We start from the raw sequence: 21626 nt of genomic DNA on the forward strand, positions 1-21626 counted from the left end.
CCATGCTTCGCTCCCTGTACTCAGGAATCTCTGGCCTCCGCTCACACCAAACCATGCTTGACGTGACGGGCAACAACATCGCCAACGTCAACACCGCCGGTTTCAAGGGGTCATCCGTACAGTTCCAGGACACCCTCTCGCAGCTCACCCAGGGAGCTGGCGGCCCGCAGGCCGAGGTTGGTGGAACGAACCCCGCTCAGGTGGGCCTCGGCGTCCAGGTCGCAGGTATCTCAACAAACTTCGCTCAGGGCTCGGCCCAGAGCACCGGACGAGCAACCGACCTGATGATCTCCGGTGACGGCTTCTTTGTGACCAAACTCGGCGGCGAAACGCTCTACACCCGCGCTGGCGCCTTCGACTTCGACCCGCAGGGGCGACTTGTTGACCCGAGCGGAGCTCTCGTCCAGGGGTGGGGAGCCGTCGACGGCAAGATCAACGAAGGTGGTGCGATTAACACAATCACGCTGCCACTCGGTGCCATCTCGCCGGCGATCCCCACCTCGACCGCCACGATGACCGGCAACCTGCCGTCCGACGCGATCGTCGGAACTCAACTGGTGCGCGACCTCGCCGTGTTTGACGCCAACGGCGACTCGACGAACGTCGCCCTGACGTTCACCCGCACGGCGGGTGGTTGGTCGCTCGGCGACGGCTCCGGCACCGCTCCGGCTCAGCTCACGTTCGCGAACGGTGCGCTCACCTCCGGACCGTCCGCCAACGTTGCTGGCGTGACGGTCGACGTCAGCAAGCTCACCGGCTTCGCTGGTCTCAGCACGGCGTCCATTTCCGGTCAGGATGGCCGCAAGGCCGGCACCCTAGAATCGTTCGCCCTGTCGAAGGACGGAACGCTCATCGGCTCGTTCAACAACGGCGCTTCGCAGGCCATCGGCCGCGTGTCATTGGCGACCTTCGTCAACCCGGGCGGGCTCGAAAAGGCTGGCTCATCCGCATACCGGGCGACATTCAACTCGGGAACCGCTGACCTGGGTACACCGGGTTCGGCCGGTTTCGGTTCGATCGTGTCCGGCGCCCTGGAGATGTCCAACGTCGACCTGTCGCAGGAATTCACCAACCTGATCGTTGCCCAGCGTGGTTTCCAGGCGAACGCCCGCATCATCACCACCTCGGACGAAGTACTGCAGGAGCTCACCAACCTGAAGCGATAACCGTTCCCGCTTCGGCCGCAGTCACCGCTAACTGAGCGGTGACTGCGGCCGACAGTATGCAGTGGAGGCTCATTCGAGCTCCGTGAGCAGGGATGAAACCAAATGATCGTAGTGACCCGTCTTAACGACGCGCAGTTCGCGATCAACCCTGACCTCATCGAGCGGATCCACGAAAACCCCGACACGACTCTCGTCACTGTGGACGGCGCCAAGTACATCGTCACCGAGTCAATGGCCGAAGTAATCGACAAGATCGCCCACTACCGCGCTCACGTGTTGACATTGGCGAGCGATCCACGCCCCGATGAGCTGGCTAGGCCCATCCGCATCCACCCGAGAGAAAACTAATGGATCCCGCAACACTGATCGGGCTCGTCGTCGCATTCGGCGCGCTCTACGCGATGCTCACCCTTGAGGGTGTGCACCTCGAAGCAATCTTGCTTCCGGCGCCAATGATCCTCGTCTTCGGGGCGACGATCGCCGTCGGAATCGCCGGCGGTACGATCAAAGACTTCTTTCAGGCGATCAAAGCGCTTCCTCGCGCTTTCAAGGGCAAGACCACTCCGCCGCAGAATGTCATCGAGCAGGTAGTCGGCTTCGCCGAGCGCGCCCGGAAGGATGGACTGCTCGCTCTCGACCAGGAGGCCGAGAACGTCGACGATCCCTTTCTCCGGCGGGCATTGCAAAACATCGCGGACGGCACCGACGGTGAAGAACTGCGGATGTTGCTCGAAGATGAGATTCACACGAGTGCGAAAGCCGACCGTGCCGCAGCGAAATTCTTCACAACACTCGGTGGCTATGCGCCCACCGTCGGAATCATCGGTACCGTGGTTTCGCTTGTCCACGTGCTCGAGAACCTCTCCACACCGGACAAGCTCGGACCGATGATCGCTGCGGCGTTCGTGGCGACACTGTGGGGTCTTCTTTCGGCCAACTTCATCTGGCTGCCGATCGGCACTCGGTTGGCTCGACTCTGCGATCTTGAGGTGGAGCGGATGACGCTGCTGATGGAAGGTGTTCTTGCGGTTCAGGCCGGAAGCCAGCCTAGGCTGTTGGGTGAGCGACTGCGCGCGATGACTCCGGCCTATACCCTGCCGGAAGCGGCATGAGGTCGCGGGGTTCCCGCCGGAGTTTCGAGGCAGAGGAAGCCCCGCACGCCGACGAACGCTGGATGGCGTCCTACATGGACATGGTCACCGTACTCATGTGCACGTTCATCGTGCTCTTCGGCATGTCGACCGTCGACCAGGCCAAGTTCGAGGAGCTGCGCAATTCGCTGGCGACCGGTTTCGGTGTCACCGAGTCTGAGTTCGCGGATACAGCGGACGGCATCGTCGTCGAAGCGGAGAAAGTCGACGAAGAAGGTGAAAGCCTCACCGACCTTGATCTCGCCCAGGCAGAACTCGACGATCTCGTTGCGCTTCGAGAAAAGATCAAATCGAACCTCGACGCGCAGGGCCTGGGTGGTGCAGTCCAGTTCGAGATCGGTGAGCGCGGCCTCACCGTCCGCCTCGTGAGCACCGAAACGTTTTTCGAATCGAACAGCGACACTCTGAGTGCCAGCGTCGTCACTGTGCTTGACGCCGTAGCGCCGCCGCTCGCCGAAGTGGAGTATCACATTTCGGTCGAAGGTCATGCCGACTATCGCGAGCCGAGTGGACCATTCCCGACAAACTGGGAACTCTCATCCGGCCGTTCCGTTCAGGTTCTTCGACACCTCGTTGAGCAATGTGCTCTTCCTGCTGAGAGGGTCGCCTCGGTCGGTTTCGGCTCCGCGCAACCTCTGACCGCCGGGGCGACACCGGACGAACTCGCCCTCAACCGGCGCGTTGACGTGGTCGCACTGTCTGACCAACCCGAGTCGGTCCGTTCTCTCCTGCCGGAGCTGGCCGCCAAGCAATAGTTCGGGATCTCGGCGCTCCGCTAACCCCCATGGGTTCGCAGCCGATAGTGCTTTGTGTGACGGTCCAGAAACAAGCATCATTCAGCGTGCCCGAGAAGCCGGTAAGTGTCTACGACTTCCGCCGCCCGACGACGCTTGCCCGGGAACACTCGCGTGTGCTCGAACTTGCCTGCGAGACGTTCGCACGGCAATGGGGAACCCAGTTGACCGCGAAGGTTCGCGCCTGGTCACAGGTCACCTTCGACAGTGTGTTGATGCAGACCTACGATGACTACGCATCATCGCTTCCCAACACCACGGCAATGGTGCTCTGCACGCTCGCCGGCCCGTCGCCCAAAGCAGTCATTCAGTTTCCGACCAGCGCAGCGCTCAGCTGGATCGATCGCATGCTCGGTGGCACACGCAACACTCCTGCTCCCGAGCGACGATTCACCGCGGTTGAACAGGCGCTGATCCGGCAGCTGATGGATGACGCCCTCGACGACCTGCTGTACTCGTTTGGTGCCATGCTGACCACGCCAATCGCCGTCGACTCGATCCACTACAACTCGCAGTTCGCCCAAGCCGCCGCGCCGTCTGAGCTGATGATCGTTGCCGGCTTCACGATTCAGGTCGGAGAGCACAGCGCACCGGCCACGGTCGCGATTCCGGCCGAAGCGTTGCTCAGCCAGCTGGGCGACACGGCGGTCGTGGACACCCCGGCCGAATTCACCGCGTCGCTCAAGGGCCAGCTCAGCCAGGTACCCGTAGACGTTTCGGTTCAACTGGCGTCCGCCGACGTGCGCCCCGGCGTCATTCTCGGCCTTGCGGTTGGCGACGTCCTTTCCCTTCCCCACCCTCAACACCGGCCGCTCGACGTCACCGTCGGCGGTCAGCCCCTCGCCCGCGCAGCGATGGGAGCAAACGGCTCCCGCTTGGCGTGTGTCGTAGTCGAAACTCAGGAGATCAGCCGATGACCATCACTCAGACTCAGCTCCGCTCAGCCGCTGACGCCGCGGCCGCTCTGTTGCCGACCATGCCGGCTCTTCGGGCCATCCAGGGCTACGACCGTGAGTCGATCGGTGATCACGCCCGGTCGGCGACGGTTGCCACGCTGGTCGGCGCGCCATCCGCCGATTTCGCGCTCATCCTGGTTGACCCGGATGCCCTCACGGTTGCCGCTGGCAGCGACTCCCCGCTGATTTCGGCACTGGACATCGTTCGTCCAGCGCTTGACGCGGCATCCGCTGCTTTCGGTGCGGGGGTACTGGGCGAGTCCCGCAGAGAAGACGCCTCGGCACTGTTCGCAGACGAAGATACCGTTGTGTTCGCCCTCGCTGGCGATGCAGGCACCGCGGGCTGGTTCGCCATCCGGGTGCGTGAGCACGGCACCCTCGGTGCGTCGGCCGCCCCGACGACCACTGCCGTCGGCAAACTCAATCGCATCAACAATGTCGAAATGGCGCTCACGGTTGAGATCGGCCGCACCCGCATGTCGGTGCGGGATGTGCTAGCCCTCGAGCCGGGCGGAATCATCGAACTCGATCGGTCGGCGGGCGCTCCGGCTGACGTTCTGCTGAACGGTCGACTCATCGCCCACGGCGAGGTCGTTGTTGTTGACCAGGACTACGCCGTTCGCATCACCCAGATCCTCGACGTTGCCGACGGCCAACTCTAAATGGACACCCTGTTCGTGGCGCTTCGCGTCATCCTCTCGCTTGCGGCCGTGCTCGGCCTGCTCTGGTATGCCCAGCGCCGCCTCACGCGTGGAAAGTCTCGCAGCAAGGCCGCCGAGCTTGTGACGGTTGTCGGGCGCCAAGGCATCGGCCTGAAAGCCTCGGTTGTTGTCGTCGACGTTGACGGCAAGCGGTTTTTGCTCGGCGTCACCGAGCACGCGGTGAACGTGCTGCACAGCGACGATGTACCCGCCCTCGAAACCGCGACGACCGCAGAGGTGACCTCGGAGTCACCCGCGAAGTCCTTCGCGAACACGCTCGCGGAAGTGACGGACATCAGCGGCGCAGCGACCGCTCCAACGGCTCCCCTTCGGCCGCGCAAGCACCAGCCGTCGGTACAGGCATCCGGTTCCATTCTTTCTCCGTCCACCTGGAAACAGACGGCCGCTGCTCTTCGACAGATCCGTTGATGACCGCCCGCCCGACGCCGACCGTGTCTCGGCACGTGCAGCGTCGTGTCGTGCTTGCCGTTGTCACTCTCGCCCTCATTGTCGTCTTTCTCCTGATCGCGCCGACGGTCTCACACGCGGTACCGGTTGACCCGACACCGCCGACCGACCCCACGAACCCGAGTGATCCGGGGGACGTGACCGTCGATATTAACGGCATCAACGGCACACCGTCGGCCGCCGTTTTGACGCTCGTCGGAATCACATTGCTGTCGGTGGCACCGGCACTGCTCTTGATGATGACGTCGTTCACCAAGATTTTCGTGGTTCTGGCGATGACCAGGAACGCGCTGTCGCTGCCGTCGATCCCACCCAACCAGGTGCTTGCCGGCCTCGCGCTCTTCCTGTCGCTGTTCATCATGGCGCCGGTGTTGACCGACATCAACACCCTCGCCGTCCAGCCCTACCTGGGCGGCTCACTGTCGTTCACCGACGCGCTCGACCTGGGCTCGGGGCCGCTTCGCGACTTCATGCTCGCCCACACCCGCGAAGAAGACCTCGCCCTGATGACGCGGGCGGCTGATCAGCCCAATCCTGAGAACGCGGATGCTGTTCCGCTCCTGACCCTGATTCCAGCGTTCATGATCTCTGAACTACGCGCCGCCTTCATCATCGGTTTCGTAATCTTCGTGCCGTTCCTCGTCATCGACCTTGTCGTGGCCGCGGCCCTGATGTCGATGGGCATGATGATGCTCCCGCCCGTAATGATCTCGCTCCCGTTCAAAATTTTGCTGTTCATCCTTGTCGACGGCTGGGGTCTCATCATCACCTCGCTTATCTCGAGCTATGGGGCCGGCTAATGGACTCCAATTCCGTTCTCGACATCGCGATGCAGGGCCTCATCGTCGCGGCCAAGCTTTCTGCGCCCATCCTCGTCACCGCCCTCGTGGTGGGCTTCGCGGTCTCACTCGTCCAATCGATCACGCAGATCCAGGAGGTCACGCTTTCCTTCGTGCCTAAAGCGATCGCGGTCGCGCTGGCCCTCCTTGTTGCCGGGCACTGGATGATCGCCGAAATCGTCTCGTTCACCCACCGAATGTTCGACATGATCCCGTCACTGTTGAACGGCGGCTGAGATGGCGTTCACACTGGACTTTCCTTGGATCGAAGCTGTTTTGCTTGCCAGCGTCCGCATGGTGGCCTTTCTGGTCATCGCACCGCCGTTCTCCTACGGCGCGATTCCGGTGCGGGTCAAAGGCATGCTTGGCGTGGCACTTGCCCTCGCGGTCTCCCCACGCCTGACACCGGGTTACGAGTCCTTCGACACCGGCCCCTTCATCGGGGCGCTCATCGCGGAAATCCTCATTGGAGCGGTTCTCGGTTTCCTGGTGATGCTGGTGTTCGCGGCTGTGCAGTCCGCTGGCAACCTGATCGACATGTTCGGCGGATTCCAGATGGCACAGGGATTCGACCCACAGTCAATGATCAACGGTGCCCAGTTTTCCCGTCTCTTCCACATGACGGCCCTTGCCCTGCTTTTCGCCTCCGGCGGCTACCAGCTCATCTTCGGTGGCCTGATCCGCACCTTCACCGCGCTACCGCTGGGCGGAATGATCGATCTCACGGCGCCGGCCCAGGCGATGACCACCGGCGTAACCCAGATGTTCCTCGCCGCGGTCCAGATCGCGGGCCCTCTGCTCGTCGTTCTGTTTCTCGCCGACGCCGGGCTCGGCCTACTCACCCGTGTCGCTCCCGCGCTCAACGCGTTCGCACTCGGCTTCCCACTCAAGATCTTCTTAACGCTTACCCTCGTCACCGTCACCTTTGTGGCCCTGCCGCAGCTGGTCTCCTCACTGACCGGCGATGCCCTGCGCCAACTCACGGGGGTGAGGTAATGGCCGAGAACGATTCAGGGGAACGTACCGAGCAAGCGACCGAAAAGCGGATGAAGGAAGTCCGCGAAAAGGGACAACTCTCCAAGTCGCAGGACCTCACGGCCTGGCTGGGCATCGGCGCCGCTGCGCTCATGATGCCGGCGACCATGGGCCTGGCCGCCGACGCCGGAACACTGCAGCTATTTCGGATCGGTGCTATCGCATCTCAGCCCGACCCAAATGTAGCGCTGGGCACGCTTGGACTCGGCTTGTCCTCCCTCATGTCCAGCCTCGCACCCCTCCTCGCCGTGGTTGGCGTAGTCGTGCTTGCCGGTGCCGCCGCCCAGGGCGTTCACCTCAAAAAGTTCACCGGAAAGTACGAACAGTTCAACCTCGTCACCGGCATGAAACGTGTTTTCGGAATGCAGGCGCTGTGGCAGGGCGCCAAAGCTCTCCTGAAGACCATCGTCGTCGGCGTCGTTCTCTATCTGGTCATCCAGGGCCTCATGCCTCTGCTTATGGGCACAGGCGGGCTGTCGGTCTCTGCGGTGGTGCAGGCCGCTGCGGCAGGAACCGGCTCACTTCTCCAGTCGGCCGTCGCGGCCGGGCTGATCCTCGCCGCTGCAGACGTGTTCGTGGTCATGCGCCGCAACCAGAAACGCACTCGGATGACGAAGAAAGAAGTGCGGGACGAGAGCAAGAGCTCCGAGGGTGACCCGCTGATCAAATCGCAACGCCGGTCCCGGCAGCTTGCCATGAGCCGCAACCGCATGATTGCGGCGATCGCCGATGCCGATGTCGTCCTGGTGAACCCCACACACGTCGCCGTCGCCCTGAAATACGAGCCCGGCAAATCCGCCCCCCGTGTCGTTGCCAAGGGCGCAGGAACCATCGCAGCCCGTATCCGGGCCGAGGCGGAGACCCAAAACGTGCCGATGGTGCAAGACATTCCGCTGGCCCGTGCACTGCACGCGGCCTGCGACCTCGGCCAGGAAATCCCCGTTGACCTCTATAACGCCGTCGCTCGCGTTCTCATGTTCGTCATGGCGCTTCGACGCCGTGGCTCAGCCAGTGGGATGCACACCATGACTTCTTCAGTTCTCAGCCCAGGAGGCGCCTGACGTGAACCGTAACCTTCCCAAGATCGCCGTTCCCCTCGGTGTGGTCGGCATCCTCATGTTGCTGATCGTGCCGGTGGCCGCCGGACTGCTCGATGTCCTCATCATCGTGAACATCCTCTTCGCGCTCGTCATCCTGCTCACCACCATGTTCGTGCGCAAGCCGCTCGACTTCTCGGTGTTCCCGTCGCTCCTCCTCGTCGCTACCCTGTTTCGGCTGGGCCTCAACGTCGCCTCGACACGCCTGGTCTTGGGCGAAGGCTACGCCGGCCACGTCATCGAAGCCTTCGGCAACGTTGCGGTCGGCGGCTCCATCGTCATCGGCGCAGTGGTGTTCCTCATCCTCGTGGTGATCCAATTCGTTGTGGTCACCAAGGGTGCGGAACGTGTCGCTGAGGTCGGCGCACGATTCACGCTCGACGCGATGCCCGGTAAGCAGATGGCGATCGACGCCGACCTCAACGCCGGCCTCATTACCGACACCCAGGCGCGAGAACGCCGGGCCGAAGTCTCTGCCGAGGCCGACTTCTACGGCGCGATGGACGGTGCATCCAAGTTCGTCAAGGGTGACGCAATCGCCGGCATTATCATCATCATCATCAATGTCGTCGGCGGCATCGCGATTGGCATGTTGCAGAACGGCATGGAGATCGGTGAAGCGGTCAGCACCTACACCCTCCTGACCATCGGCGATGGGCTCGTCACCCAAATCCCAGCACTCCTCATGGCGGTTTCTACCGGCATGATCGTCACTCGTTCCAACGCCGAATCCGACATGGGCTCCACGGCATCCGCCCAGCTCTCCCAGTCGCGAAACGCGTTGATGATTGCTGGCGGCGCCGCCATCGCAATGGCGCTGATTCCCGGAATGCCTGTGCTGCCGTTCATTGGCGTCGGCCTGTTCCTGCTTTTCGCCGCCCAGCGCATCAAGACGTCGGAAGCAGCCAAGAAGGCATCGGCAGAACAGGCAGAACTCGCGGAAAACGCGCCGGCTCCCGAAACGACGGAAGAACTGATGGAGCGGATGCGTGTGCACGCATTGGAGATTCTGCTTGCGCCAGACGTCGTCAACATCGTTTCCGGATCCTCGGACGACCTGCTCGCGCGGGTGCGCGCGCTCCGCCGCACGATCGCGATGGACCTCGGCATCATCGTGCCTCCGGTTCGCACGAGGGACAGTGTCGACCTGCCCTCCTCCACTTACGTCATTCGGATTTCCGGAGTCGAGGCCGGGCGCGGGCTGGCACCATCCGGCAAGGTGCTGGCACTGGGCGACGCTCTCGACAACCTGCCAGGGCAGGTCACTATCGAGCCGGTCTTCGGCCTCGCCGGCAAGTGGATTCCGCAGGAGATGCGGCACAGCGCAGAAATGACAGGTGCAACAGTGATTGACCGCGTCTCGGTCGTGGTCACCCACCTGTCATCCATCATCACCGGCAACGCGGCCCGCCTGCTCACCCGCGAGGACGTGAGGCAGCTCACCGACAGCATCAAGCAGGTGAACCCATCTGCCGTCGACGAGCTGACGCCCGCACTGCTCAGCCTCGCCGAGGTACAGCGCGTGTTGCAGGGTCTTCTCGCGGAGCAGATCCCCATCAATGACCTCGCCCGCATCTACGAGGCACTTGCGCTGCGGGCCAAGGTGTCGACCGACCCCGAAGGGCTGATCGAGGCAGCGCGCCAGTCGCTGGGCCCGGCCCTCACCAGCCAATACCTCGACGGCCGCATACTTCGTGTGATCATGATCGACCCGACGCTCGAGCAGTCCATGCTCGAGGCAATGCGTCCGTCAGAACTCGGCACCCAGATTCTGCTTGACCAGGGCCGGATCGAATCGGTCTTCACTTCGCTGAAGGGCGCCGTCGCGCGCGCAGAGGCTAATGGTCACTCCGCAGTGCTGGTCTGCGCACCGGCGTTGCGACCGGCCATCCGGCGCCTGGTCTCGAGCCAGTCCAACGGCCTCCCGGTACTCTCTTACCAGGAAGCCGGAGCAGCTAACGTCGACATCGAAACAGTGGGAGTGATCGGCAATGCCGAACCGATTTCAGCGAACTGACCCGCCCACGGTACCGACGGTGCCTGGCGCCGCGATGGCCGCACTACTCGACTCCGTAGACGGCGCGGAACGCAAGCTCTACACAGAGCAGGCCCAGGCCGAACCGGTTTCGCCGGGCGGCCACGCTTTCGCGCAGGTACTGGATGACCTCACCGCAAACCTGGACACGGCGTCCCCCGTGCTTCCGCCGCTCTATCGACGTCGCCCGGCCGCGCCAGCACCGCTGTCGGCTCCCGGTGACCTGGTTCTCGTGATCGGTGCCCCAGTGGATGCGCTCGCTGTCGTGCGATCGATGGCGGCGGCCTCGGATGCCGTGGAGATCGCGGTCGCCGGTACCGTTGAGAACACCGGAGCCCCGCGAGTGGATGACCGCCGCACCGCCGTGCGCGCCCGAGCCATGGGCGTGCAGAACTCAAGCCCTGTGTTTGTCGCATACGGACTTGACCGCGGGCCGAGCCCGGCACCGGGCTGGGCCGACACCGTGGGCAGCATCTCACCCGACCAGGTCTGGGTGGCCATTGACGCCGGGCGCAAGCCGGACGACACGGCGGCCTGGGTCAACACGGTGGCCGCACTCATTCCGGTGGACGCCGTGGCCGTGGAGGGCAGTGCTTTCACGACGAGCCCCGAAACCGTCGAGCAACTCAACCTGCCGATCGGCTGGGTCGACGGCCGGACGGCTCGTCCGGCCCCGGCACAGCGACCCGTATGGGATAGTTGACCGGTGCTAGTTCTCACGCGTAAACCCGGTGAGCGGGTTCTGATCGGCGACGATATCGTGGTGACGTTCCTCGAATCGCGCGGCGACAGCATCCGTATCGGAATTGATGCGCCATCGGGCGTTCGGATTCAGCGACACGAGATCGTTGAAGCGGTCACCGAAGCCAACCGCGCGGCGACCGAGGCCGACACGTCGGCCGAGGACCGTATCAAGGCGGCGCTCGGCTACATCCCGACCGCCGACTGACGGGGGTCTTAGGCGGCGTTCGCGAGCTCGGCCTTGATCGGCCAGTCCTGGCCTTCGAGAATCAGCTGTGCGCAGCCGCCGGTTGTCATGTTCACCACGATGGGTGCCATGAGGTTGACGGTCGTCTTCTCGTTCGCGGCCGGATTGACCACCACGAGCACCGAGGCGTCCTCGGGCTTCTGCAGCGCGAGCAGCTCGCACTGCTGGTCGGTGATGGTGGGCTGGTAGCTGGGCAGGTGCACGGCGGCATCAAGCACGAACAGGCGGGGGCCGCCCTCAGCTGCAGCGGTCACCGTGTAGAGGCCTGGTGCACCCTCGATCTCTACCAACAGAAAGTCGACGAAAGGTTCAAGGCCCGGAGGCGAGACGAGGAACCGAAGTGGTGCGCTCATCGGAGGAAGTCCATCAGGGTGGGCTGGAGCACCCGCGCGGTAACCGCCAGAGCGGTCTGGTAGGAGACCTGCTGCACCTGCAGATCGAGCACAGTCTTCGCCAAGTCGATGTCTTCAACGTTGGACCGCTCGGACTCGAGCGAAACAGATTTCTCCACGTTGACCTCCCCGGCCCTCAGGATTTCGGCGTGGCGCGCACCGATGGTGGCGTGCTGGCCGAGCACGGCTTCGTGGTGCGCGTCAATGGCGGTGAGGTGACTACCGATGTTCGTTCCGTTTCGCAGGTCGCTGACGATGTTTTTGACCAAGGCGAAAACGGAGTCGTCACCGACACCGAACGCGGCCGCGCCGTCGGCGTCGACACGCACAGTGGTTCCGGAACTGACGCGCCGTTCAACCGTCGCGCCGGGCTGGCCAGTGAAATCAAAAGCTGCCGTGAAGGCGGCGCCCGCATCGGAATTGCCCGCGAAGACGGAGCGACCCAGGTAGCTGGTGTTTGCCTCGCTGAGCAGCTCTGATTGCAGGCTTTCGAGTTCGAGTGCGATTGCTTCCTTGGCAGGTGCCGACAGGGCACCATCGTTGGCACCCTTCACCGTGAGGTCACGGATCTTGATGAGAAGCGCGGAGGAATTGGAGAGAGCGGAGTCGACTGTTGTCAACCAGGCGTTGCCGTCACTGATATTTCGGCCGTATTGCACGGTTGCCCGCTGTTCGGAACGGATCGCCATTGCGCTTGCCGCCGCTGTGGGATCGTCGGACGGCCGGTTGATGAGCTTCTGGCTTGAGGCTTGCTCCTGCAGCTTGGCCATCTGGCTCATGTTCGACTGCAGGTTGGTGAGCGCTGAGCGCATCATGGTCTGATTCGTCACACGGTTAATCACGATCTACCTCCCCACGATTCCGGTGCGGTTAATGAGTGTGTCCAGCATCTCGTCTACCGCGGTCATCACGCGGGCGGCACCCTGATAGGCCGACTGGAACATCACCAGGCTGACGTTTTCCTCGTCGAGGTCGACGGTGGCATTCGCCAACTGGGCGCTGGAGGCGGATCCCGCAGCAAGTTCGGCCAGTGCCGCCTGCTGCAGTTCGGTGCGGGCCACTACTCCGGTACGGGTGACGAAGCTGGTCCAGATCTTGTCGGGTGCTCCGGCTGATGTTCCGATTTGGGCGATGGCGTCCGCATTGGATCCATCGAGCCCACCCTTACCGGGTGCACCAGCAGCGAGGTCGCCGACATCCTTCGGCACCACACTGATGCTCCGCGCGGCAGGACCGGTGCCAAGTGAGAAGAAGTCGCCGCCCGGGGCACCCGACTTGGTCTCACCGGTACGGTGAATCGCGTTGACTTGGCCGGCAAGTGAGAGGGCGAGGTCGTTGTAGGACTCGGCGGCTTCAGCGATGGATCCGCCGGTTCCCGAGGCGTTAGCTGGCGCGAGCATCGACAATGCGCCGGCAATCTCGCCACCGCCGAGCGCCACTGCGCTGCCCGGACGCTTGGCCCATTCGAGCCGCACCGGGCTGTCGGTCGCGCCGTCCATCTGAAAGGAGCCGGTGACCGTGATGGGATTGGCGGTGTCGCCCGTGACCAGGGCGTTGCCGGCGATGAGTACATCGACCGTTCCGTCGGGACGCTCGGCGACCGTGGCTCCGGTGAGAGCAGCCATTGTCGTCGTCAGTGCGCTTCGCTGGTCGAGGAGTTCGTTCACCGAGCCACCTGCAGCAAGAGTTGAACGAATAGTGACGTTGAGGTTCGCCACTTGGGTTGCCGCGGAATTCAATTCATCCGCCATACCGCCCAATTCGCTTCGCACCTGCGTCCACTGAGCGTCGATTTCGTTGTAGCCGCGCGCGATTTGCGAGACCAGCACGCCCGCCTGTTCAAGCACGACGCCGCCGGACGCTGCGACGCCGGAGCTGTTCGCCAGCCCCTGCCACGACGCCCAGAATTCCTGCATTTGTGCCGAGAGCCCGTTCTTGCCTGGCTCACGGAGCGAGTCTTCAATTCCGCTCATGACGTTGGCGCGTACTGCGGAGTACCCTGCGACGCCCGCTGTCGTGCGCACACGCGCGTCGAGATACACGTTCCCGAGTCGGGCGATTGAGTCGACCGACACGCCACCGCCGACACGGGGTGCCCCCGCGAGGGGGCCGACGTGGCCCAACGAGCCAATCGCGCTGGTGGTCACTCGCTGACGCGTGTACCCGACCGTGTTCGAGTTGGCGATGTTCTGACCGACTACATCAAGGCTCTGCCGCGCCGCGGCCAGTCCGGTGTACGCGGTGTTCAATCCACTGAAAGTACTCATTTGGCTCTTACAGGTCCCTGTCGAAGATGCGAGCAGAAGCAGCCGACCCGTCGGACTCACCGTTCGCGGTGTAAACGCCGGCCTCCGGCGTCGTTTGCGCGAGTGTCTCCTGGGTCGATCGAGCCGCCGCTCTAAGCATTTGTTCGTTGGCGTCCCGAAGCGATTTGATGTCGGTAGTGAACTGGGTCAGCGCCTGCAAGTGGTCGGAGAAGATCTCGGCCCACGGCCCCGCTGGAGCGTTCTCTATCAAGTGCCGCAGAGTGGCGTTCTCCGGCGTTCCCCACTCCCGGGCTACGACGGTGACCTCGACGCTGCGGGCGAGTCCTACTTCGCGCAGGCTCTCGACCACTTGCTCGATCTCGGTCGTGGCTTGGTGCAACCATTTCGTCTTGCCCGTCGTGAGCAGCAGTTGCTCCACCTCAAGCTTGAAGACCACGAGCTCGAGCAACTCCCTCTCTCGCCAAATCAGCGCTGAGAGTTCGTTTGCGCCCATGTCTTCCAACTTCCAGGGTCTGTCTGTCCAGGCACTCAGTCTGCTGGGCAGGAGCGCGATGTCGGGTTCGCTCATTTGCGGCCGCTCCTCGTTAGTCTTTTTCGACTATCGGCGGAGGTATCGTCCATGTTAGGACGACTGGGCAGTTGAGCACACGAGTTCGGCGGCTGATGGCCGTTGAACTACAGCCGAAGGCCGCGGCTCGCGAGGTACGGGACCGGGCTGGTGAAGCTGCCGTTGATGCCGATCTTGAGGTCAAGGTGGCATGCGGTGACCACACCGGTCGCGCCGACACCGGCCACCACCGTTCCCGCCTCAATGAGGTCGCCCACCGAGACCTTGAACGACCCGGTCGAAAGGTGGCCATAGATGGAGGCCACTCCATTGCCGTGATCAACCACGACGCGGTTTCCGTAGCTGCCCGCGTTGCCCGTGAAGGTGACACGGCCCGCCGAGACCGCCTTGACCGGGGTGCCACAGCTCGTCCCGAAGTCGATTCCATCATGGAACGAGTTGGAGCAGCCCGCACCGTTGCAAATGAGTCCGCGGGGACCATACGGCGAAGAGATCGACGCGGCGACCGGACGAATCCAGGTGTCGCTCTTCCCGGTCAGGAAGGCGGCGAGCTCGGGATCCGACGTGCTGTACGGGTATCCGCCCGACCCCCTGGATCCCATGGATCCGCTAGACCCACTCGACGCCTTCGCCTGGGCGGCGCGAGCAGCGGCGGCAGCCTGCGCGGCAGCAGCGGCCGCGGCAGCCTTCGCGGCCGAGAGTTCTTCGACGGTCGTGGCCGAGTAACTGTCGCGCGCAACGCTCTCGCCAGCCCAATCGTTCACAATTAACGACTGCGCGCCGGTGTCGTAGACCGGGGCGGTGGTTGCCGCCGGGGTGGTCTCGAAGGCATATGCCGGCAAGGCAATGGTGCCGAAAATACCGGGCACGACAAGCGCCACAATCACCATCGAACGGATGCTTCGCCACCTCGATGCGACCGTCGTGCGTGACACTGTCGGTGCGGCCGATTCACTGCGCGCTGCTCGCGCGCTTCGGCGGGCGTGACCGGTTGTCGACGCCTGGGCCGCACGGCGGACGCTCGCCCGCGTGGGGAAGGGGTTACCGGCCGATGGGTCGATGGAACCGCTCTCACGGGCGACGTTCTCGGACATTCGATCTCCAGCCTTGCGGCAGCTCCAAAGCACACCGGGCGGCAATTCTTCGGCGGGTGACGAGGGCGATGGGGCACCACTCGTCGAACGGGTTCATTCGAGACTAATCGCTTTGGCTGGGAATTCCACTCCCCGAGCGAGGGGCTGTGGAAAGAGCGTTCCGATTCGATCACTGTGGAGTGCCTATCATTGGACAGACATGGTTACGCGTAGAGAAGCCGCACAGCGACTGGACATTCCGCTCGAAATGGCGGTTCGCCACGGCATTCCGGCCCGGTTATCGGAAGAAGAACTCACCGAGCTCGACACCACCCCTCCGGCCTGGCTCGTACAGTCCCGGGCGAACCGTACGGGCAAGAAAGCGGTGTGGGTTTCGCTCACCTGCGACGTCTGCGGATACACCGAGACCACCCGTCCCAAGAAATGGTGGCCCTCGTACACCTACCTCACCTGCTCGCACCATGACCCTGACGAATTGCCGGCTCCGGCGGCAGGGAAGAGCCGCACCGAGGTCGACGGCATCGGCGACGGCTTCATCGCAATCGTCGACGAATAGGGCTCATCGCCGCGGTCCCGCGAGCTGCATTTGCGCTTTATCACGGAACAGATCGACCGTTGTCGGACACGTGTCCGAGAAGTGGTAGACTGGCTTGATGTTGCGCTCAGAAGCCCCCGTAGAGGCGGAGCGCTCTCTCAAATCTGATCCCCGCGCCGAGAAGACCCGCCGGGCGATCTTCTCCGCGGTCGAGTCGCTGACCACCGCGCAACGAACTCCCATCACCGTGAGCGATATCGTGCGAACGGCATCGATCAGCCGCAGTTCGTTCTACGCGCATTTCAGTGGCCTCGACGACCTGGCCCGCGAATATCTGCACGTCCAGCTCGCGGAAGTGCGAGCATCCGTTGCCCTTTTGGTTCGCACCGATTCCGCCGACAGGCAGGACGCCGCCCAGCACAGCTACCGTCGCCTGCTCACCCACATGGTGAAGCACTATCCGGTGTACGCGAATGTGCTCGACCTCTCGCTGTCGCGCGGCGCCTATGACGAAGTGGTGCACGGCTACGCGAGCCTCTGGCTGGACTCCATCGATACGTTGGGTGGCCTGCCGATCGGCCCTCGCCCCGAACTCACCGCGACGTTCGTTGCTGGCGGGGCGCTCACCCTGATCGGGTCAACCCTCAAAGGCCGGGTCTCCGTCTCAGACGACGACCTGGTGGACGAACTCGCACAACTTTTGCCTGCCACCCTGCTCGAAACCCAGTTTTGCTGACTCCCCGACCGGTCGCTTCCCGCGCCGACCGGCACCAACGCCGTCCTTCGTTGAAGGACCGATTGAAAAAAGAGGTACACCGGAAATGAATTTCACCGTCGGAGAAACACTCGTCTACCCTCACCACGGCGCGGTCACCATCACCGAAATCTCCACTCGGCTGATCAAGGGCGTTGAAAAGAAGGTCATGACGCTCAGCGCTCACACCAGCGAGCTCGTCATTAAGCTGCCCATCGACAACACTGAGCTCGTCGGCGTTCGCGACGTCATCGATGCCGCTGGCGTTCAGGCCGTCTCAGACGTGCTGCGCGAGCCGTTCGTCGAGGAGCCAGGCAACTGGTCGCGCCGCTACAAGGCGAACCAGGAGAAGATGGCCAGCGGCAGTGTCTACCGTGTCGCCGAAGTTGTTCGCGACCTGTGGCGCCGCGACCAGGACCACGGTGTCTCGGCCGGTGAAAAGCGACTGCTGATGAAGGCACGCCAGATCCTTGAGTCCGAGCTGGCCCTCGCGCAGAAGTTCACCCCCGAGGAAGCATCCGCTGCTCTCGAGGAAGTCCTCGCCAGCGCCCACGGCACAGCGGCGGTCGCCCAGGCGTAACCGCTTCTTTCGCATAGCCGATCCGGTCGGCTCACCGCAACCATGCGGCGAGCCGACCGGATCGCTGCGTTCGGTGCGGCACCATGGAGTCGAAGCGGCATTCGCTTCCCGGCCGGGTGCCGGATCTCACAGGGCAGCAGGGAACGATGCGCAGAAACCGCAAGCAGGTCTTGGAAGACGCTCGAAACCTCAAACCTGATATCGCCATTCAAACGGGCGGCGACGCGCCGGGGTTCAGCATCAACGCCTTCCGCATCGGCTTGGTCGGCGGGCTCGGTGTTCTCGCCGCGCTCGTCATTGGCGGCATCGTCACCCAGCTCGGCACTGTCCTGATTTACATCGGTGTTGCGCTCTTTCTCTCGCTGGGTCTCGATCCCCTTGTCACCTGGCTGGAAAAGCGGATGCCACGTGCGATCGCCATTCTCCTCGTCGTTGTTGCCGTCCTCGGAGTTTTTGCCGGTCTGCTCTTCGCGGTCGTTCCGGTCCTCGTCACCCAGATCGGCAACCTGGTCGAGGACCTTCCCCGCCTCGAACAGGAGCTGACCAACAGCACCTTGATTAAAGACGTGCAGAACGCACTCGGCGGCGCGTTCAGCATCGACGAAACAATTTCCAACGGCGTCACATTCGTGAGCGACCCGAAGAACCTGCTCGCCATCGGAGGCGGCCTGGCCGCGGTCGGTGCCGGTGTAGCGAGCGGCGTCACCGGGGCGACCATCGTGGTCATCCTCACCCTGTACTTCCTCGCCTCGCTCCGCTCGATGAAAGGCATCACCTACCGGTTCGTCCCGGCATACCGCCGCGTGCGTTTCGCACAGATTACCGAGGAGATCACGAGCGCCGTCGGGCGATACGTCGTTGGCCAGGTATCCCTCGCCCTCTGCAACGGCATCCTCAGCCTCATCTTCCTGTCGATCATCGGGGCGCCGCTGCCGTTCCTGCTCGCCGTTATCGCGTTCCTTGGCTCACTGATTCCCCTCGTTGGTACCTTGACGGCCTCAATCATCAACACCCTCATCTGCCTGTTCGTTTCGCCGATCACCGCGCTGATCGCCGGAATCTACTACCTGATTTACATGCAAATCGAGGCCTACGTGCTGAGCCCGCGCATCATGAACCGCGCTGTCGCCGTCCCCGGAGCGATCGTCGTCATCGCGGCCGTCGCTGGCGGCGCGATCGGCGGCATCCTCGGCGCGCTCGTTGCCATTCCGGTTGCAGCGTCCGGCATCATCATCGTTCAGAAGGTCGTCTTTCCCTTGCAGGATGCAAAGGAGACACCGGCAGGGCCCGGCGCTACCGCCAAGTAACGACGGCCCCAGGCCGAAGGACCCCTTGACCTCCCGCACGGCGCGGAGAAAGATTCTCCGGAGATCCCCCACCGGCAACCTGCGGAGTAACGTCCATGACCACCGTCGATCCATCTCCCATTCACCCTGACGCTGTCGCCGACCTCAAGCAATCACTCGCCGGCTCCGTAGTTCTTCCCGGCGATCCCGAGTACGAGTCTGCGGCGACCGTTTACGGCACCGTCTACGGCGCCACAGCCGCACCCGCTCTCGTGGCACAGGTCTCCGACGCTGACGACGTTGGAGTGGCCGTCGCGTTTGCTCGATCACACGGGCTGGAACTCTCCGTCCGCAGTGGTGGACACAGCGGCAGCGGTTTCAGCACGAACGTCGGTGGAGTAGTCATCGATCTGCGTCGACTGAACAGCGTTGAGATCATTGACCCGGTCCGTCGACTCGTCCGAATCGGGGCAGGGGCCACCTGGGGCCAGGTCGCCGCCACATTGGACGGTTCCGGGCTTGCTCTGTCCTCCGGCGACACGACGTCCGTCGGGGTGGGCGGGCTCAGCCTTGGTGGCGGCATCGGTTGGATGGTGCGCACGTGCGGCCTCGCTCTCGACAGCGTGGTGGAAGCAACGATCGTCACGGCAGGAAGCGAGGTGCTTCGGGTCAGCGCAGACGAACACCCGGAGCTGTTCTGGGCGATCCGTGGTGGAGGGGGCAACTTCGGGGTTGTGACAAGCTTCACCTTCCACGCGCGCTCACTGTCACGCGTTTTCTCCGGAACACTGCAGTTCGGCGATGCAGACCTCGCCGAACTGCTGGCCGGCTGGCGTGATGTGATGCGAGCAGCGCCCGATGAGCTCAACACCACGTTCCTGGCCATGCCCGCGTTTCCGGGCATGCCCGGTGGCGTACAGGTCCTGGTGTGCTTCGCCGGGGACGATGCTGTCGCAGCTGAGGCCGCTCTTGCTCCTCTCCGTGACCTGCCCGGGCTCACGAGCGATGACGTTGCGGCTCACCCTTACGTCGACCTCCTCGAGGAGGCCCACCCGCCCGAGGGCATGACGATCATCGGGCACAACGCCTTCGCTCGAGAACTGACCGATGAAGCTTTGGGCGACCTCGCGTCGATGTACGCCGAGTTGGGCGGCTCGGTCCTCATGATTCGCAGTTTGGGAGGCGCCTTTAGCCGGGTGCCGAACGACGCAACGGCCTTTGGCTTCCGGGACAGCGAAGCTCTGATCATCTCGGTGGCGTTCCTCCCACCAGACGGACCGGCCGAGGCTGGCTCACGCGTGCGTGACCTCTGGCAACACGTCTCCCCTCATCTGCAGGGCACGTACGCCGGCTTCTCCAGCGCGCCGGGTGGTGAGGAGCCAGCACTCCTTTACTCGCCTGACACTCTGTCGCGACTCATGAGCCTCAAGCGCACGTACGATCCGGAGAACCTGTTTCGGCGCAACCACAACATCCCGCCCGACCTGGCGCGCTAGCACGGCCGGGCAGGAGCCGATCAGGAGGTCGGTTCCTCCTGCCTGGGTATGTCCGTCCCCCGGAGGGATGCGCCTGCGGTTTCCGGAACGAAAAGCAGTGCGACGAAACCAACAGCACATGCAGCCATCATGTAGAACGCCGGAATGAGCAGATTGCCGGTGGACTGGATGAGTGCTTCGTTGACGAGGGGAGCTGTTCCTCCGAAGAGCGCGGTGGCGACGTTGTAGGTGATCGCAAAACCGGCGAAGCGCACCTGAGTGGGGAACATCGCGGGAAAGGTCGCTGAAATCGTCGAGAGCTGCAAGACGTACAGCACTCCGAGGATCGCGAAGCCAACCAGCGCGCCGAGGAATCCTGTGCCCATCAACAGGTAGAGGGGAATCGCGCCGATGAAGAGCCCGACGACCGATACTCGCCACATCGGCTTCCGTCCAACGCGGTCGGAGAGGCGGCCCGCGAAGGGGATAAGGGCCATCATGACGAGTTCACCGACAAGGATGAGCGCCAGCGACGCACTCGCGTCCAGCCCAATCTGGGTCTCCAGGTAGGTCGGCATGTAGCTGATGAGTGTGTAGTTTGCGACGTTGAGGGCGATGACCAGTCCCGCCATCGAGACCAACGGACGCCAGTAGTGGGCGAACAACTCTCGGAGCCCCGAACGAGCGCTCGGCTCCATCTCGTGCTGTTCTTCGACCTCGCGGAACACCGGCGAGTCTTCGAGCTTGCTGCGAAGATAAACGCCGATCAATCCCAGCGGACCCGCGAGGAGGAACGGGATTCGCCAGCCCCACTCGGTCATGGTGTCCTCGCCGAGCAGCAACTGCAGAGCGAGGACAACGGCGGTTCCCAGAACAAAACCGCCGAGGGTGCCGAACTCGAGGAAGCTGCCGAAGAACCCGCGCTTCTTGTCGGGTGAATACTCGGCCATGAACGTCGCCGCTCCGCCGTACTCTCCACCGGTCGAGAAACCCTGAATGAGTCGCATGAGGATCAGCAGGATGGGTGCCCAGATGCCGATCGCGTCGTACGTGGGCAACAGGCCAATCGCGAACGTCGCACCGGCCATCAGAATGATCGTGAGCGCGAGAATCGCCTTGCGGCCGATCCGGTCGCCGAGGGGACCCCAGACCAGACCACCCAGCGGGCGCACCAGGAACGAGATGGCGAATGTGGCGAGGGCGAAGACGGTTCCGCCGGGAAAGAAGTTTGCGGTGATGTAGGTGACGGCGACCGCGTACACACCGTAGTCAAACCACTCGGTCGCGTTTCCGATCGCCGACGCCGCGATCGCCTTGCGGATCGTGCGGCGCCCCTCGGTGGTTCCAGTTTCCGGCGGCGCGAACTCTGCCGCCGGGTCCTCGGGCAGGTTGGTGTTGTTGGGGCCGGTCGACATCACAGCACTGCGCCGCATGTTCTGGGGATG

The 21626-nt window shown here is 63.5% G+C and carries 25 protein-coding genes; 19 read left to right on the plus strand and 6 right to left on the minus strand.

The genetic code is table 11. From position 1 onward, the window contains the following. Positions 1-2 precede the first annotated feature (2 nt). From L1277_RS15075 to L1277_RS15140, 14 genes are all read left to right on the plus strand, one after another. A complete protein-coding gene (locus L1277_RS15075) occupies positions 3-1166 on the plus strand; it encodes a flagellar hook protein FlgE (protein WP_253377571.1) in 1164 nt (387 codons plus the stop codon). 102 nt (positions 1167-1268) lie between these two features. Beyond that, positions 1269-1514 carry a flagellar FlbD family protein gene (locus L1277_RS15080; RefSeq protein ID WP_253377573.1) on the plus strand — a complete coding sequence of 82 codons (246 nt, stop codon included), beginning with the start codon at positions 1269-1271 and terminating at the stop codon, positions 1512-1514. Then, positions 1514-2278, plus strand: a complete 765-nt coding sequence (locus L1277_RS15085; protein WP_253377575.1) for a motility protein A — start codon at positions 1514-1516, stop codon at positions 2276-2278. Before L1277_RS15080 ends, L1277_RS15085 begins: the two co-directional genes overlap by 1 nt. A 74-nt stretch (positions 2279-2352) precedes the next feature. After that, a complete protein-coding gene (locus tag L1277_RS15090) occupies positions 2353-3072 on the plus strand; it encodes a flagellar motor protein MotB (protein WP_253377576.1) in 720 nt (239 codons plus the stop codon). Positions 3073-3128: 56 nt separating this feature from the next. Then, entirely contained in the window at positions 3129-4028 is a 900-nt protein-coding gene (locus tag L1277_RS15095) for a flagellar motor switch protein FliM (RefSeq protein WP_253377578.1), read from the plus strand. Then, positions 4025-4729 (plus strand): flagellar motor switch protein FliN, encoded by a 705-nt coding sequence (gene fliN / locus L1277_RS15100; protein WP_253377580.1) that lies wholly within the window; start codon positions 4025-4027, stop codon positions 4727-4729. Before L1277_RS15095 ends, fliN begins: the two co-directional genes overlap by 4 nt. Beyond that, positions 4730-5197: a flagellar biosynthetic protein FliO gene (locus L1277_RS15105; protein ID WP_253377582.1), complete on the plus strand. Its 468-nt coding sequence runs from the start codon at positions 4730-4732 to the stop codon at positions 5195-5197. After that, positions 5197-6036 carry a flagellar type III secretion system pore protein FliP gene (gene fliP / locus L1277_RS15110; protein ID WP_253377584.1) on the plus strand — a complete coding sequence of 280 codons (840 nt, stop codon included), beginning with the start codon at positions 5197-5199 and terminating at the stop codon, positions 6034-6036. The genes L1277_RS15105 and fliP overlap by 1 nt, the downstream gene beginning before the upstream one ends. Beyond that, the gene (fliQ, locus tag L1277_RS15115) at positions 6036-6311 is read left to right on the plus strand and encodes a flagellar biosynthesis protein FliQ (protein WP_253377586.1); all 276 of its coding nucleotides are present in this window, start codon (positions 6036-6038) and stop codon (positions 6309-6311) included. Before fliP ends, fliQ begins: the two co-directional genes overlap by 1 nt. 1 nt (position 6312) lies before the next feature. Next, positions 6313-7071 carry a flagellar biosynthetic protein FliR gene (locus L1277_RS15120; protein ID WP_253377588.1) on the plus strand — a complete coding sequence of 253 codons (759 nt, stop codon included), beginning with the start codon at positions 6313-6315 and terminating at the stop codon, positions 7069-7071. Beyond that, a complete protein-coding gene (locus L1277_RS15125) occupies positions 7071-8171 on the plus strand; it encodes a flagellar biosynthesis protein FlhB (RefSeq protein ID WP_253377590.1) in 1101 nt (366 codons plus the stop codon). Before L1277_RS15120 ends, L1277_RS15125 begins: the two co-directional genes overlap by 1 nt. A 55-nt stretch (positions 8172-8226) precedes the next feature. Then, positions 8227-10224, plus strand: coding sequence for a flagellar biosynthesis protein FlhA (locus tag L1277_RS15130; RefSeq protein WP_253377705.1), 1998 nt, complete (start codon positions 8227-8229; stop codon positions 10222-10224). Beyond that, positions 10199-10945, plus strand: a complete 747-nt coding sequence (locus L1277_RS15135) for a hypothetical protein (protein WP_253377592.1) — start codon at positions 10199-10201, stop codon at positions 10943-10945. The genes L1277_RS15130 and L1277_RS15135 overlap by 26 nt, the downstream gene beginning before the upstream one ends. A 3-nt stretch (positions 10946-10948) precedes the next feature. Next, the gene (locus L1277_RS15140; protein ID WP_253377594.1) at positions 10949-11191 is read left to right on the plus strand and encodes a carbon storage regulator; all 243 of its coding nucleotides are present in this window, start codon (positions 10949-10951) and stop codon (positions 11189-11191) included. A gap of 8 nt (positions 11192-11199) precedes the next feature. Here the strand turns inward: L1277_RS15140 and fliW are convergent, their stop codons facing one another. The 5 genes from fliW to L1277_RS15165 all read right to left on the minus strand — a co-directional run bounded on the left by fliW (position 11200) and on the right by L1277_RS15165 (position 15551). Then, positions 11200-11583: a flagellar assembly protein FliW gene (gene fliW / locus L1277_RS15145; RefSeq protein WP_253377597.1), complete on the minus strand. Its 384-nt coding sequence runs from the start codon at positions 11581-11583 to the stop codon at positions 11200-11202. Beyond that, the gene (gene flgL, locus L1277_RS15150; protein WP_308215116.1) at positions 11580-12452 is read right to left on the minus strand and encodes a flagellar hook-associated protein FlgL; all 873 of its coding nucleotides are present in this window, start codon (positions 12450-12452) and stop codon (positions 11580-11582) included. Before flgL ends, fliW begins: the two co-directional genes overlap by 4 nt. 15 nt (positions 12453-12467) lie before the next feature. After that, positions 12468-13889: a flagellar hook-associated protein FlgK gene (gene flgK, locus L1277_RS15155; protein WP_253377600.1), complete on the minus strand. Its 1422-nt coding sequence runs from the start codon at positions 13887-13889 to the stop codon at positions 12468-12470. A 7-nt stretch (positions 13890-13896) separates the two neighbouring features. Continuing rightward, positions 13897-14457, minus strand: a complete 561-nt coding sequence (locus L1277_RS15160; protein WP_253377602.1) for a flagellar protein FlgN — start codon at positions 14455-14457, stop codon at positions 13897-13899. A 107-nt stretch (positions 14458-14564) separates the two neighbouring features. Further along, positions 14565-15551: a M23 family metallopeptidase gene (locus L1277_RS15165; RefSeq protein ID WP_253377604.1), complete on the minus strand. Its 987-nt coding sequence runs from the start codon at positions 15549-15551 to the stop codon at positions 14565-14567. Positions 15552-15750: 199 nt separating this feature from the next. On the opposite strand from L1277_RS15165, the gene L1277_RS15170 reads away from it, so the two are divergent. The 5 genes from L1277_RS15170 (at position 15751) to L1277_RS15190 (ending at position 20202) form a co-directional block, all read left to right on the plus strand. Beyond that, a complete protein-coding gene (locus tag L1277_RS15170; RefSeq protein ID WP_253377606.1) occupies positions 15751-16107 on the plus strand; it encodes a hypothetical protein in 357 nt (118 codons plus the stop codon). Between the two features lie 97 nt (positions 16108-16204). Beyond that, positions 16205-16822, plus strand: a complete 618-nt coding sequence (locus tag L1277_RS15175) for a TetR/AcrR family transcriptional regulator (protein WP_253377608.1) — start codon at positions 16205-16207, stop codon at positions 16820-16822. Positions 16823-16907: 85 nt separating this feature from the next. Then, positions 16908-17420, plus strand: a complete 513-nt coding sequence (locus L1277_RS15180; protein WP_253377610.1) for a CarD family transcriptional regulator — start codon at positions 16908-16910, stop codon at positions 17418-17420. A gap of 146 nt (positions 17421-17566) precedes the next feature. Continuing rightward, entirely contained in the window at positions 17567-18727 is a 1161-nt protein-coding gene (locus L1277_RS15185) for an AI-2E family transporter (protein ID WP_253377611.1), read from the plus strand. A 95-nt stretch (positions 18728-18822) separates the two neighbouring features. Next, on the plus strand, positions 18823-20202 hold the full coding sequence (locus tag L1277_RS15190; RefSeq protein WP_253377612.1) for an FAD-binding oxidoreductase: 1380 nt from the start codon (positions 18823-18825) through the stop codon (positions 20200-20202). A 20-nt stretch (positions 20203-20222) separates the two neighbouring features. Here the strand turns inward: L1277_RS15190 and L1277_RS15195 are convergent, their stop codons facing one another. Beyond that, on the minus strand, positions 20223-21614 hold the full coding sequence (locus L1277_RS15195; RefSeq protein ID WP_374110259.1) for an MFS transporter: 1392 nt from the start codon (positions 21612-21614) through the stop codon (positions 20223-20225). Between the last annotated feature and the right edge of the window lie 12 nt (positions 21615-21626).

This window comes from Okibacterium sp. HSC-33S16, from assembly GCF_024171565.1.
In the GTDB taxonomy this organism is placed as follows: Bacteria; Actinomycetota; Actinomycetes; order Actinomycetales; family Microbacteriaceae; genus Mycetocola_A.

Coding starts and splice junctions, on each gene's coding strand:
- L1277_RS15120 (WP_253377588.1), top strand. CDS start 6,313: ATGGCGTTCACACTGGACTTTCCTTGGATCGAAGCTGTTTTGCTTGCC.
- fliW (WP_253377597.1), bottom strand. CDS start 11,583: ATGAGCGCACCACTTCGGTTCCTCGTCTCGCCTCCGGGCCTTGAACCT.
- L1277_RS15160 (WP_253377602.1), bottom strand. CDS start 14,457: ATGAGCGAACCCGACATCGCGCTCCTGCCCAGCAGACTGAGTGCCTGG.
- L1277_RS15180 (WP_253377610.1), top strand. CDS start 16,908: ATGAATTTCACCGTCGGAGAAACACTCGTCTACCCTCACCACGGCGCG.
- L1277_RS15190 (WP_253377612.1), top strand. CDS start 18,823: ATGACCACCGTCGATCCATCTCCCATTCACCCTGACGCTGTCGCCGAC.
- L1277_RS15170 (WP_253377606.1), top strand. CDS start 15,751: ATGGTTACGCGTAGAGAAGCCGCACAGCGACTGGACATTCCGCTCGAA.
- L1277_RS15090 (WP_253377576.1), top strand. CDS start 2,353: ATGGACATGGTCACCGTACTCATGTGCACGTTCATCGTGCTCTTCGGC.
- flgK (WP_253377600.1), bottom strand. CDS start 13,889: ATGAGTACTTTCAGTGGATTGAACACCGCGTACACCGGACTGGCCGCG.
- L1277_RS15185 (WP_253377611.1), top strand. CDS start 17,567: ATGCGCAGAAACCGCAAGCAGGTCTTGGAAGACGCTCGAAACCTCAAA.
- L1277_RS15075 (WP_253377571.1), top strand. CDS start 3: ATGCTTCGCTCCCTGTACTCAGGAATCTCTGGCCTCCGCTCACACCAA.
- L1277_RS15130 (WP_253377705.1), top strand. CDS start 8,227: ATGTTGCTGATCGTGCCGGTGGCCGCCGGACTGCTCGATGTCCTCATC.
- L1277_RS15165 (WP_253377604.1), bottom strand. CDS start 15,551: ATGTCCGAGAACGTCGCCCGTGAGAGCGGTTCCATCGACCCATCGGCC.
- L1277_RS15125 (WP_253377590.1), top strand. CDS start 7,071: ATGGCCGAGAACGATTCAGGGGAACGTACCGAGCAAGCGACCGAAAAG.
- L1277_RS15135 (WP_253377592.1), top strand. CDS start 10,199: ATGCCGAACCGATTTCAGCGAACTGACCCGCCCACGGTACCGACGGTG.
- fliP (WP_253377584.1), top strand. CDS start 5,197: ATGACCGCCCGCCCGACGCCGACCGTGTCTCGGCACGTGCAGCGTCGT.
- L1277_RS15175 (WP_253377608.1), top strand. CDS start 16,205: ATGTTGCGCTCAGAAGCCCCCGTAGAGGCGGAGCGCTCTCTCAAATCT.
- L1277_RS15085 (WP_253377575.1), top strand. CDS start 1,514: ATGGATCCCGCAACACTGATCGGGCTCGTCGTCGCATTCGGCGCGCTC.
- L1277_RS15080 (WP_253377573.1), top strand. CDS start 1,269: ATGATCGTAGTGACCCGTCTTAACGACGCGCAGTTCGCGATCAACCCT.
- fliQ (WP_253377586.1), top strand. CDS start 6,036: ATGGACTCCAATTCCGTTCTCGACATCGCGATGCAGGGCCTCATCGTC.
- L1277_RS15195 (WP_374110259.1), bottom strand. CDS start 21,614: ATGCGGCGCAGTGCTGTGATGTCGACCGGCCCCAACAACACCAACCTG.
- L1277_RS15105 (WP_253377582.1), top strand. CDS start 4,730: ATGGACACCCTGTTCGTGGCGCTTCGCGTCATCCTCTCGCTTGCGGCC.
- fliN (WP_253377580.1), top strand. CDS start 4,025: ATGACCATCACTCAGACTCAGCTCCGCTCAGCCGCTGACGCCGCGGCC.